The following is a 12,167-nucleotide window of genomic DNA, read 5'->3' as shown; positions in this document are numbered from 1 at the left end:
CGTTCACGTTGCCCCCTGCGCTAACCGAAGCGTGTCACTGCAAGCGGCTCGTGGAGACGACGAACTCATGAGCATGGACCCCAACCTCCCCTAATCCTGTAGGATCTTGCAGGTCCATTGCACGCCCTTTCCTCATGGCCATATCCGTATTCCTCATACTTGGCAGGACGCGCAGCTCGCCAAGCCGCCGCCGTATGCTATGGGTTAGGGAAGGACAGCTTCAGGAGGTAGCCTCATGACCCAGCATGAAAGAACCGTGATGGCCTTCGATGATCAGGGCCGCGAGTACATGATCGACATGTTCGTCAGCGCGCGCGAACTCAGCGAGATGCAGCATGCCGGGGCCACGCGAGGCTCAACCAGCTTTCGCACCCACGACGGCCACGACGTGACCTACCTCGGCAACGGTGAGTTCATGATCCTGGTGCCAGGCGAGGAAGGTGGCACGACCGTCCGGACCGACGACTCGGAGTTCGTTTGACGCGGTATCTACTCGGTCAACCCGATGATCACCGGCGCTGCATGTGCAGGAACCGCGCAACACATCAGCACCTCGCCCTCCGCAGCTATCGCCAGTGGCGGCACGGGGTAGCGCACCTCGCCGGATACCAGGCGCTGCGCGCAGCTCCCACAGCGCCCTACCCGACAGCTGGACAGCGGCGCTAGCCCTGCCTGCTCGGCCAACTCCAGCAAGGTGCCCTGCGCTGGTGTCCACTCGACAACGGTCTGCGGCTGGTGTGGCTTATCGTGGCTCCTGGATGCTGATGAGAACGTGACCTGGGCATGCGCCGGCAGCGCTTGTGGCGCAGCCGCTTTCATCTCAGTTGCCTCGGGGGATTCAAGCGAGCCGCGCCCGAAGAACTCGTGGTGCAGGTGCTCGCGGGGCATGCCGAGCGCCAGCAGCGCCGCATACTGCACTCGCATGAACCCCTCCGACCCACAGAGATAGACGTGACTGCGGGCCATGTCCGGCAACCAGGCCGTGAGCGTTGCCAGCTTCAATCTCCCTTGCGAGTGATGCGTCCTGCCCAGTACATCCTCCGCTGTGGGGCGGGTGTAGGCGATATGCAGGTGCAGCCAGGGATAGCGGCCAGCCCAAGCCTGCAGCACGTGCGCGAAGGCCTGTTCCCGCCCGTTGCGCGCGCTGTGCACGAAGAATACCTCGCCAGACGGTGGCTCGCCGGCGTCGGCACGCTGCACCATGGCCTCCAGCATGGCGATCATCGGAGTGATGCCCACGCCGGACGACACCAGCACCACGACGTTCGAACGCTCGCGCAGCGTGAAATCTCCCGCCGGAGATAGCGCCTCGAGCACGTCCCCCACCACGTACTCGTCATGCAAAAGGCGAGAGACTGTTCCATGCTCTTCGCGCTTGACCGAGATCCGGTAGCGAGGCATCCGCTCATACCATGCGCCGGAGAGACTGTAGCTGCGCGTCAGCGTGGCCTGCCCGCGAGCAAGTGGATGCCCGGTCTTGGCGGAAAGACGCACGCTGAGGAACTGCCCGGCCGCATAAGGCGCCAGCGGCAGGTCGTCCGCGGCCAGTGGCTCCAGGTAGAAGGAGGTGATGACGTCGCTCTCCCTGACCTTGTCGGCAATCCGCAGGTGGCGATAGGCGTTTCCGGCCGCCTCCTTGGGCCAGGTGCCCGTCTGTGCCAACGAGGGGGAACGCTCAAGCAGCCGCCCGTGCGGAGGCAGGGCGTTTTCTACATGCCAGATCCGCTCCGGCACGATGTCCACGATGCGCTCGGCCCCCTCGACCAGCGACGCACGCCGAGGGTCCCAGTCGATCCGGCCGCGCCCCTGCAGCACCAGGGCTTCACCGGTCGTGAAATCGGGAATGAACAGACTGACCCGCGGGTCCTGCTCGATGTTGCCCAGGGTATTGAAGAAACGATTGCCCGGAAAATCCGGGAAAGACAGGCTCCCGTCCGCGTTCAAGTGCAGGAAACCCGGCTTGCCGCCGCGATGGGAGATATCCACGCCCTGGCTCGCATCCCCCAGCTCGCCGGCGCGGGTGGCGATGAAGAAAGTATCGGCCTGGGCCAGCAGGGCCCTGCCGACACGCGAGGCGATCGATACCTGCCGACTGACGGGTGGCGCTTCTTGCCCCGTCTGCCAGTCCACCTCGCGTTGCTGTATGTACTGGGGGCAGTTGCCGAAGCTCTGGTCGACCGAGACCCGTATTCCCTCGGCATCACGGGAACGCACCGTGCCATTCAGCCGATTGCGGCGACGGCTGGTCATCTCGAGCCCAAGCAGCCCCATTCTTGCTCCGGGCTCCAGTGAGAGACCCAGAGCCTCCGCCAGCGGTGGCACCCGGTGGATCAGCAGCTCGCTGGCCGTCGCCGTACACAGCTGACCCGAGGCGCCATAGGTCACTACCGCCCACGGCCACCCCTGTCGGTCCAGCGCCCCCATGAACAGCACCGGCAGGCTGCCGAAGAACTCGACGTGCTGGTCGGGCATTGCGGCACGCACGAAGGCGGAAACCCGCTGCACATAGGTGTCGGGCACGCCGGCACGCTGCTGCACCCTGCGCTCGCCCTCATGGAATACCTGCCGGTTCGCTGTCATGGGATTCGCCTCCTGTCGCCGCCGTTCGATCAGACCAGTGCCGGGCTGCGCACCATGCCGACGAAACCGGGCTGTGCCTCGATGCGCCCGAGCCAGGCGAGGATGGCGGGATACTCCTTCAGGCTCACCCCACCCTCCGGGGCATGGGCGATATAGCTGTAGCCCGCCACGTCCGCCAGGGTGATCGCGCTGCCGGCCAGATACGCCTGGCGGCCGAGATGTTTCTCCATCACCGAGAGGAGCGAGTGCGCCCGGGCAATCGCCTGCTCATGATCCAGTGGCGCGTTGAAGAGCGTCACCAGACGCGCGGCACAGGGCCCCGTGGCAATCTCCCCAGCGGCGACGGACAGCCAACGCTGTACCTGGGCAGCAGCGATCGGCTCCGTGGGCAGCCAGCGGTCGTGCGCGTCATAGCGCCGCGCCAGGTAAACCAGAATGGCGTTGGAATCGCTGAGGAACACGCCGTTGTCCTCTATCGCCGGCACCTGACCGAACGGGCTGATTTTCAGGAACTCGGCCGCCTTGTGCGCGCCGTTGGCCATATCGACATCGACGGTCTCATAGGGCAGCTCAAGCAGCGCGAGCATCAGCTCGACCCGGTGGCAGTGGCCGGACTTGGGGTTGCGAAACAGACGGATTGGCGCGGCGTCACGCGGAAAGCGCGCATTCACGCTAGTGGGCGTCGGCATGGCAAAAGACTCCTGCTGGTTGCATGACACGCCGTGAAGGGTCACGACGGCGGAACATCACCAGACTAATCTTTGCGCCATACCACTAGAATCCTCACGACTGGCAATTCATTATTCCGGGAATTAATAGCAATCAGCGTGCTTTCGGATATCCCTAATGGATCGTCTCCAGACCCTGGAAGTCTTCGTCGCCGTGGCCGATGCCGGCAACTTTGCCGCCGGAGGTCGGGCCATCGGCATGAGCGCCCCCTCGGTGACCCGCGGCATCAACGCGCTGGAAGCGCGTCTCGGGGTACGCCTCTTCACGCGCACCACGCGACGGGTTCGCCTGACGGAGATCGGGAGGCGCTACCTGGAGGACGCACGGCGCATCCTCCAGGAACTGCAGGCGGCCGATGATGCCGTCAGCGGAGCGGCGGCTCGCCCCACCGGGCTGCTGCGTATCAACTGTCCCAATGAGTTCGGCCGCATCCACGTTATGCCGGTCCTGCTGGAATACCTCGATGCCTATCCGGAAATGCGCGCGGAAATCGTGATGGTGGATCGCGTGGTCAACATCATCGAAGAGGGCTTCGATATCGCGGTGCGTATCGGCTCGTTGCCCTCCTCCGGCCTTTCCGCCATCAAGGTGGGAAGCGTGCGCCGGGTGGTTTGCGCAGCGCCCGGCTATCTCGCCCGCCACGGCACGCCCACCACCCTGGAGGAGTTGACGGCACATCGCATCCTCGCCACCACGACACTGAGCGCCAACAAGGAGTGGCGCTTCGGCAGCGACTACGACCAAGTGGTGCGTATCAGCCCCCGAGCGACGATCAGCAGTATCGCGGCTTGTATCGAGGCCGTGCGCAATGGCTGGGGAATCGCCCGGGTGCTTTCCTATCAGGTGGGGGAGGATCTCGAGGCAGGACGGCTAAAGGCCGTGCTGGAAGCATACGAACCCCCGCCGCTGCCTATCCACTTAGTGCACAGCGAAGGCCGTGGCGCCGTCGCCAAGATCCGTACCTTCCTCGACCTGGCAGCGGAGCGCCTGAGAGCCTCGGCGATTCTCAACCCTGGCCAGCCCCCGGCTGGCAGAGCTTAGGCGCCGCAGGCACAGCAAGGTGGTTGAGAGCAGTTGACAAGATCCCGTTCCTTTTATAGAACGTTCATTAAAAGGAACACTCTGGATCGCCCGCCATGGACAAACTCTCTCTCGGCACCCTGGGCCAGCACTTGCAGGGCCTGCGTCAGGCACAGGGCTTGTCGCTATCGCAGCTGGCCGCCGCCGCCGGTATCGCCAAGTCGAACCTGTCGCGCCTGGAGCAGGGCAACGGCAATCCCACCCTTGATACCATCTGGCGCCTGGCGGTGCAGCTGAAGGTACCCTTCGGCACCCTCGTGGCGCCTATCGCCGTGCCCCTGGGCGAGGATGGCGTGGAGGTACGCCTGCTCGACCAGGGCAAGGAGCGACCTCAGGTAGACGCCTACTGGATGCGCTGCGCGCCGCATACCCTGCGTCTTGCCGAACCCCACACCCCCGGCGCTCGTGAATCGCTCATTTTGATCAGCGGCACCCTGGAGGCCGGCCCGGAAGGCGACACCCGAACCCTCTCGGCCGGCGACACCTTGACCTTCGCTGCCGACCGCCCCCACCTCTACCGCACCGAGGACAACTGGGCCACGCTGCTGCTCAGCGTCGTCTATCACGAGGAACCCACCTCATGAGTCTGCAAGCCACCACACCGTCCTACCGCCCCTGGTTGACCGGCATGAGCGAGGCCATCCCGCTGCTCGGCGGCTATGTGCCGGTGGCGATCTCCTTCGGGCTGATTGCCACCCAGGCCGGCTTCAGTACCTGGGAAGCCGTGCTCATCTCGACGCTGATCTATGCCGGCGCCTCCCAGTTTCTGTTCGTCGGCATGGTGGCTGCCGGCGCGCCGCTATGGCTGGTAGTGGCCATGACCCTGCTGATCAACCTGCGCCATGTGGTCTACGCCCCCAACCTGGCCCCCTGGTTGACATCCAGCCGATGGTGGCCCTGGCTGATGCACGGCCTCACCGACCAGATCTTCGCCGTGGCCCATGCCCGCCTGCCCCAGCTACCGGCCTCTCAGCGCCTTGGCTGGTTCACCGGTGCAGCGCTGCTGGCCTGGCTGAGCTGGATCGGTGGCACGGCACTGGGCGCAGTGGCCGGTGGCGAGCTGATCGCCCGCTGGACCCTGATGGGCGAGATCCTGCCCTTCGCCCTGCCTGCGCTCTTCCTGGTGCTGATAGCGCCGCGGTTCACCTCACGGCGCTGGAGCCTGGCCCTCGGCCTGACCATTCTCAGCGCTCTGCTGCTGACGATCCTGGGGCTGACCAATCTGGCGATTCCCCTCGCTGCCGCCTGTGGCGCCCTGTGCTTCCAGGTCGTCAAGTTCGGCCACAGCCAAAGAAGCGAACACGCACAGGGAGACCGCCATGAGTAGCGCCCTGTGGTTTGCCGTCCTCGCCTCGGCGCTGGGTACCCTGCTGATACGCGTGCTGCCACTGTTCTGGATGCAGCGCCGCCTCGAGCGGCAAGGCGACGACAGCATGGAGGCGATGCCCCAGTGGCTGAGCCTGCTCGGTCCGGTGATGATCGCCGCCGTGTTCGGGGTATCGCTGATGCCGGTAACGCCCAGCGCCAGCTCCTGGCTGGCCACCCTCATCGGCGTTCTGGCGACCCTGGTCGTGTGGTGGTACAAGCGCACCCTGGGCTGGCCGGTGGCGGCGGGCGTGGCAGCCTTTGGGGTAGTGGTGATGTTGGCCGGGTGAGCCAGCCCCTCTCGATAGGCCCCGAGTTGGCAGGGCTGGCAGCCATGTGCAGGGATGCTAAAGTTACTACACCCACGCTCTGGAACATTACCCCCGGTGGTGAACATAAAGGGATGTAGCCACCTTTCGTGGGCAGAAAAGGGACGTCCAATGAAGATCAAACAATCCATCTGTACTGGAATCGCTCTGCTTGCCCTCGTCATCACAGCAACTGCCCTGGCCGAGGAACCGCTGGCGGAAGCAGAACTCAGCAGCGGCCTGGCCGTCGGCCAAGTGACACAGGCCATTCGATCCGACGGTGTGCTTACCGTCAGAGTTGGCTTTGCCGCACCGGAAGGCGCCGCCAGCTCAAGCCGCAGAGAGCATGAGACGCTCTACAGTTCGATCGGCACAACCTCTTACCGTCAGAATTTCTATGTCATCGCGGGCGAGAACCGGCATCTATTGCTGGCCGACACCGAAGGCACACCTCTGACCGTCCCATCACTGACGATTACGCGCGAGGGCAATACCGTCCGCGGGACTTGGTGGGGCAAGTTTCCCGCTCCCGAAGAGGACATAACAAGCTTTTCGCTCGCACTCCCCGGCGGTATGCTCTTCGACAACGTGCCGATCAGCGATGAATAGTCGATTGGCGTTTGCCGGTGCCTGCGGGTGCGTAGCGCTTATTGCAGGCACGGCGTTTGCCGCTGAAGATAACGAGCGGGTGCCTGATCTTTCATCCACCGTAATTCTCCCGATCGAACGGACTGTGATCCCGATCGAGGGTCTTGCCCTTGGCACTGTCGCATCGATATCGCCCCTGGCGAAACAGGCCATGACTCTCTCCGAAACCAGCGAAACAATCGAAGCAACCGTTGTCGGTGATGAGATTCGGCTCTCAATATTGGGAGATGTACTCTTCGCTTTCGACAGCGACGCAATTGAACCCGCCGGAGCACGGGTATTGGAAGAACTGGCGGCATTCCTTCGCGAGTCCGACATTGAAGCCGTGCTTGTCGAAGGTCATACCGACAGCATTGGTTCAGCCAGCTACAATCTCGAACTTTCGGAGCGTCGCGCCCAGGCGGCCATCAACTGGCTTATCGAGAACGAGCAGCTTTCCGATATCGAATTCACGCAAGAAGGCCATGGCTTCGAACGACCTGTGGCGGACAACACCCATCCGGACGGATCGGACAATCCCGAAGGCCGCCAGCAGAATCGCCGGGTTGAATTCGTCATTGATGAAAGTGACTGAATACGGAGCGAAGCGGCGCCATACCGTGGTCAGCTGCGCAGGTCTAGTAACCCTGCTGCTGGCCCTGCTGCCGATAGCAGCTTCCGCGGCGGCCAATTGCCCCGCCGAGTCCAACGCCGACCTGGCCGCTATCAAGGGAGTGGGTGAGCACTCGGCCCTACCCGCCGGCCAGGCGGTGATCGCCGACGGCGTGGTCACCGGAGCCTTTCTCGGTCGCGACCGGCTGAACGGCTTCTATCTGCAGCAGGCAACCGAGCATGGTCCCGTCGGCCTGTTCGTCTATATGCCTGGCACCACGCCAAGCGATGAGGCGCTCATCGCACCCGGCAACCACCTGCAACTCCACGCCCGTACCGGCGAGTACCGCGGCCAGATCCAGCTGCAGCGGGTCGAGCGGATTGAGCCCTGTGCCAGTGACGAGCTGCCCGAGCCGCTTGCGGTTGATTGGCCACTCAGCGAAGAGCAGCTGTCACGCAAGGAGGGGCTACTGCTGGCGTTTCCGCAGCCCCTGACCGTTACCGGAAACTATGAGCTCGCCCGCTACGGTTCACTGAGACTGGCCGACACCCGCCTATTCCGCCCCACCAATACACCCGGCGAGACCCAGCAGCGGGATATCCTGGTACTGGACGACGGCAGCTACCGCGCCTTCCCAAGCCCCATTCCCTACCTGGATGCGGACGGCAGCCGCCGCGTTGGCAGTACCGTTCAGGGGCTGACCGGGATACTCACCCACGCCTTCGACGCTTACCGCCTGCACCCCACCCTCGAGCCGCACTTCGAGGACGCCAACCCCCGCCCGGGGCCGCTGCCGGAACCGGGGGAACGGCTGCGGGTAGCAACCTTCAACGTCGAGAATTACTTTCTCACCCTCGGCCAGCGCGGTGCTGCCAACGCCGCAGAGCTGGAGCGCCAGCGGGCCAAGCTCGCCGCTGCGATTGAGGGCCTGCAGGCCGATATCCTGGCCTTGGTGGAAGTCGAGAACGACCCGCGCGCCCTGGCCGACCTGGTCGAGCAGCTCAGCGAGCGGACCGGGATCCGCTATCGTGCGGTCGGTGGGGATGCCAACCGCGGCAGCGATGCCATCAAGCTCGCCCTGATCTACCGGCCGGACCGGGTAGAGGCCGTGAGCGAACTCTATGCCGACGACGACCCCACCCATCACCGCCCACCGCTGGCGGCCTTCTTCCGCAGCCTGGACGGTGGCCCGGCTTTCGGCGTCGTCACCGCCCACTTCAAGTCCAAGACCGGCTGCCCGCCCCGGGGCGATATCGACCGCGGCCAGGGCTGCTGGAACCAGCGCCGGGTGGAGCAAGCCCAGGCCATGAACGGCTTCTTCGACCACCTCGCTGCCGCCGAGGGACACGAGCGCCTGCTGCTGATCGGCGACCTCAACGCCTACGGCGCCGAGGACCCGACACGCACCCTGACCCACGCAGGGCTGGTCAATCTGATCGCCCGAGAGCTGCCGCCGGAGCGCCGCTACAGCTATGTGTTCCGCGGCGAGTCAGGCTATTTAGACCATGCCCTGGCCAGCCCAGAACTGGCCGCGGCAGTGGCAGAAGTCCGCCCGTGGCCCATCAATGCCGATGAACCGCCCTACCTAGGCTACGACGGGCCGGACAACGCAGCGCCCCACTTCCGCTCCGACCCCTTCCGCTCATCGGACCACGACCCGATTGCGGTGGACCTGGAGTGGCGTTAGGTGGAAGCGAATTGAGGCTCGATGATGGGGGCGCCGATCGACATCGTGGACGCCCGCATCATCTCGAGGGGATCAGCGACGCCGACGTCCCAGATCGATGTCGTCGCGGTTGGTGGCCGCTCCGACGGCAGCGCCCAGGCCACCCCCGATAACCGCCCCCTTGGTCATGCTGCCGCCGGTCATGGCTGCAGTGCCGGCGCCGGCGGCTGCCCCCAAGCCGGCGCCACTCAGCGCTCGCTCACCGGTGGTGGTGCCGCAGCCAGTAAGTCCCAGGGCCAGCACGCCGGTCAGCAGTCCGATAGATAGCATTCGCATATCGTTTCCCTCCCAATAGGGTCAATTACGACCAATCATCCAGTTTGATTTCTTTGGCAACCAAGCAACCGCCCCGGCTTCGGTATCCACTCGCCGCCTTGGCCGGAGCGCAAGCCGTCGAAACCGCGCAGCGCAGCATCAAATCGCATCTCATGGGGCCACTGGTTGCCGATGCGCTGTATCCCTTATACAGCCTCGTGAGGAAGAGGGTTCATGGACCGGATGATGATCCACACTCTTTGAGAATTTCAGGCACTTGAGTCTCAAAATGACGACAGCCCGAACTGCAGTGGAGGAGAGATTTAGAGCGGCGCTCCTATTGCAAACACAGGAGCACAACATTGGCACTTCGGACTATCAGGTTCACAAGTCTTAAGTTCTAGAATCTGGACACCACCCCTTCAGCTTCCAACGCCGATGCCAAAGTGGCGAATGGGTCGATCAGCAGAGACGGCCAGGGTTCGACGTACCACTTCTGGCGTGAAAGGAGGACGAGTGAAACGCACCCCGATGGCATCGTACAGGGCGTTGGCGATGGCCGGGGCACCGGGCAGAGAGGTGGATTCACCCACTCCCAGCGGCGGTGCCTCGGGGCGCTCGAGGAGCATGACGTCGATCTCGGGCAGCTCGGAGAACCGCAGGATCGGATAGCCGCCCCACTCCCGGCTCACCGGCAGGCCGTCCTCGAAGGCGACCCGCTCCTTGAGGGTCCGGCTCAGCGTCTGGATGACATTGCCGTGCACCTGATGACGCACGCCGGCCGGGTTGACCATGAGGCCGGCGTCCTGGCCCACGACCAGCCGCTCGATGACGATGCGTCCACTCTCGGGGTGCACCTTCAACTCAACCACCCATGCTGCCAGGGCCGCGCCAAAACCGGGAAACTTACTGTGTACGTACTGGGCGTAGGCCACCCCTCGCCCATGGTGCCAACCCTCGACCATCCGGGGTGCGGAATGGGCCACCCGGGGCTGCCAGCCCGCTCGCGCTGCCACGGCCTCGGTCAACTCCACCGCACGCGGGTCGGTCAGGTAGCGCAGCCGATAGGTTACCGGATCCTCACCGGCCAACTGGGCCAGTTCGTCGATATGGCTCTCATGAGCGAAGGTGTTGGGCATGGCCGAGACCCCACGCAACCAGGAGGCGCGTACCAGGGTCGGCACGTCATCGCAGGCGATCTGCCGATGCGGGTAGCGATAAGGCGGGACCGAGGTACGATCCCCCATCTCGAAGGGGATATCGCTGGGCTTTACGATGCCGGTCAGCAGCAGGGCCAGGGTCGGGGCATTGTTCGAGGGATAGCGGGCGACGAAGCGATAGGCGGCGGGGCTGCCATCAGCGTTCAGGCCCCCCTGGACCTCCATCAACTGGGCAGCCCCCTTGGGCTCCCAGCCATGCTCCTGCTCCCGGGTCAGCTGTACCCGCACCGGCCGCCCCACCGCTCGCGACAGCAGCGCGGCATCGGCTCCCACATCATCGGCACAGTTGCGACCGTAACAACCGGCGGCTTCCATGCGGGTAACGGTGATCACGCCCTCGTCGAGCCCCATCAGCCGCGACAGGTCTGCGCGCAGGCTGTGGGGATTCTGGGTGCCGGACCACACCTGCAACCGGTCGTCACGATAGTCGGCCACCGAGCAAGAGGGGCCGATGGAGCCGTGTAGTTGGAAAGGCCAGACATAGGTGCGAGATACACGATGCGCAGCCCGGGCCAGCGCTCCCGCCGCATCGCCCTCCTCCAGCAAGGGTCGCCGTTGGGCCGGCAGCTCTCGCAGGGCCTGTTCCAGATCGTCGAGCCGGGGGAAGCCCTTCGGATCGCGCCAGGTGACCTTGAGCCGCCTGGCCGCCGCCGCGGCCTGCTCCTCACGCTCGGCGACTACGCCCACGAAATCGCCGATCACCACCACCTGGATCAGCCCTGGCATGCCGGCCACCGAGGCCTCATCCACCGCCACCAGGCTGGTGCCGACGAAGTCTCCACGATCATGGCCGGTATAGGGCGGGCGGATCACTCGGCCGTGCAGCATGCCGGGCAGGCGCAGGTCATGAACGAAGGTCAGCTTGCCGACTACTTTGTCAGGAATATCCACCCGCGGCGCCGCCCACCCTACCAGCAGATAGTCACTGGCCGGCTTGAGCGGTACCTCATCGGCAAGCTTCAGGGCATGACGCTCGCCGTGGAGAAGTTCACCGTAACTCACGGCGGGTCGATCACCCTCGGCCGGCAGGATGGTTCCCGCTACACAACGCAGGCCGCCCCGCTCTACGCCAAAGTGGCTAGTGGCCAGATCCAGCAGGTATTCGCGAGCCTGGGCTGCCGCACGCCGCAACGGTTCGGCGGTGATCTGAATGGTGGCGCTGGCGATGGTCGGCCCCTGGTTGGGCACCTCGAAGGGATCCCCCAGCACCATGGTGACCCGCTCGAGGTCAACCTCCAGCTCCTCGGCGACGATCTGGGCCAGAGCCGTGCGGATACCGGTGCCCAGATCCACGTGGCCGTTGAAAGCCATCACCCGGCCATCCGCGAGCACGGCAATGAAGAGTTCGGGTTCGGTGGGTATAAAATCCGAGTGTGTACCCGGCTGGCCAGGTGCCGGCTTGGGAGGAATCACGGGCTCTCGGTAGACCACCAACAGGTCGGTGCCATGGAGGAGCGCGTGTCGATCCGGCAGTGTGGTGGACGCCATTCAAGCCTCATTGCTGTTATCGGTGGCCAGGAGCGCGATACGTTGGTGACAGCGGCATCGCATGGAAGGGGTAGGCCAGCTTGCCCTGCTCGCCATTAAGTTATAGTGTATACACCATAAATAAGCACGACTTTCCCATCGCCCGCAAGCCTATGTCGCGCCCGCATTGACACTAG

Annotated in this window: 12 protein-coding genes; 8 read left to right on the top strand and 4 right to left on the bottom strand. The window is 64.5% G+C overall.

The window, feature by feature from the left end:
* Window positions 1-235 precede the first annotated feature (235 nt).
* Window positions 236-481 carry a hypothetical protein gene (locus SPH52_RS16345; RefSeq protein WP_411796110.1) on the top strand — a complete coding sequence of 82 codons (246 nt, stop codon included), beginning with the start codon at window positions 236-238 and terminating at the stop codon, window positions 479-481.
* A gap of 8 nt (window positions 482-489) precedes the next feature.
* Here the strand turns inward: SPH52_RS16345 and SPH52_RS16340 are convergent, their stop codons facing one another.
* On the bottom strand, window positions 490-2,580 hold the full coding sequence (locus SPH52_RS16340; RefSeq protein WP_411796109.1) for a pyridoxamine 5'-phosphate oxidase family protein: 2,091 nt from the start codon (window positions 2,578-2,580) through the stop codon (window positions 490-492).
* Between the two features lie 29 nt (window positions 2,581-2,609).
* A complete protein-coding gene (locus tag SPH52_RS16335; RefSeq protein ID WP_411796108.1) occupies window positions 2,610-3,269 on the bottom strand; it encodes a glutathione S-transferase family protein in 660 nt (219 codons plus the stop codon).
* Between the two features lie 157 nt (window positions 3,270-3,426).
* Between SPH52_RS16335 and SPH52_RS16330 the strand changes: the two genes are divergently transcribed.
* The 7 genes from SPH52_RS16330 (at window position 3,427) to SPH52_RS16300 (ending at window position 8,989) form a co-directional block, all read left to right on the top strand.
* A complete protein-coding gene (locus SPH52_RS16330; RefSeq protein ID WP_411796107.1) occupies window positions 3,427-4,350 on the top strand; it encodes a LysR substrate-binding domain-containing protein in 924 nt (307 codons plus the stop codon).
* 95 nt (window positions 4,351-4,445) lie between these two features.
* Entirely contained in the window at window positions 4,446-4,973 is a 528-nt protein-coding gene (locus tag SPH52_RS16325) for a helix-turn-helix domain-containing protein (protein WP_411796106.1), read from the top strand.
* Window positions 4,970-5,716 carry an AzlC family ABC transporter permease gene (locus tag SPH52_RS16320; protein ID WP_411796105.1) on the top strand — a complete coding sequence of 249 codons (747 nt, stop codon included), beginning with the start codon at window positions 4,970-4,972 and terminating at the stop codon, window positions 5,714-5,716. Before SPH52_RS16325 ends, SPH52_RS16320 begins: the two co-directional genes overlap by 4 nt.
* Complete coding sequence (locus tag SPH52_RS16315) at window positions 5,709-6,044, top strand: AzlD domain-containing protein (protein ID WP_411796104.1); 336 nt, start codon at window positions 5,709-5,711, stop codon at window positions 6,042-6,044. Before SPH52_RS16320 ends, SPH52_RS16315 begins: the two co-directional genes overlap by 8 nt.
* Before the next feature lie 150 nt (window positions 6,045-6,194).
* Entirely contained in the window at window positions 6,195-6,671 is a 477-nt protein-coding gene (locus SPH52_RS16310) for a hypothetical protein (RefSeq protein ID WP_411796103.1), read from the top strand.
* The gene (locus SPH52_RS16305; protein WP_411796102.1) at window positions 6,664-7,284 is read left to right on the top strand and encodes an OmpA family protein; all 621 of its coding nucleotides are present in this window, start codon (window positions 6,664-6,666) and stop codon (window positions 7,282-7,284) included. Before SPH52_RS16310 ends, SPH52_RS16305 begins: the two co-directional genes overlap by 8 nt.
* A complete protein-coding gene (locus SPH52_RS16300; protein WP_411796101.1) occupies window positions 7,271-8,989 on the top strand; it encodes an ExeM/NucH family extracellular endonuclease in 1,719 nt (572 codons plus the stop codon). The genes SPH52_RS16305 and SPH52_RS16300 overlap by 14 nt, the downstream gene beginning before the upstream one ends.
* 72 nt (window positions 8,990-9,061) lie before the next feature.
* Here the strand turns inward: SPH52_RS16300 and SPH52_RS16295 are convergent, their stop codons facing one another.
* Both SPH52_RS16295 and SPH52_RS16290 read right to left on the bottom strand, forming a co-directional pair.
* Window positions 9,062-9,298 (bottom strand): hypothetical protein, encoded by a 237-nt coding sequence (locus tag SPH52_RS16295; RefSeq protein ID WP_411796327.1) that lies wholly within the window; start codon window positions 9,296-9,298, stop codon window positions 9,062-9,064.
* Window positions 9,299-9,705: 407 nt separating this feature from the next.
* Window positions 9,706-11,991, bottom strand: coding sequence for a molybdopterin cofactor-binding domain-containing protein (locus SPH52_RS16290; protein WP_411796100.1), 2,286 nt, complete (start codon window positions 11,989-11,991; stop codon window positions 9,706-9,708).
* Between the last annotated feature and the right edge of the window lie 176 nt (window positions 11,992-12,167).

This window comes from Halomonas sp. A29 (assembly GCF_046723295.1).
Classification (GTDB): Bacteria; Pseudomonadota; Gammaproteobacteria; order Pseudomonadales; family Halomonadaceae; genus Halomonas.
Note: the sequence above shows the minus strand (reverse complement) of the source record. Positions and strands in the feature narration are given on the sequence as shown.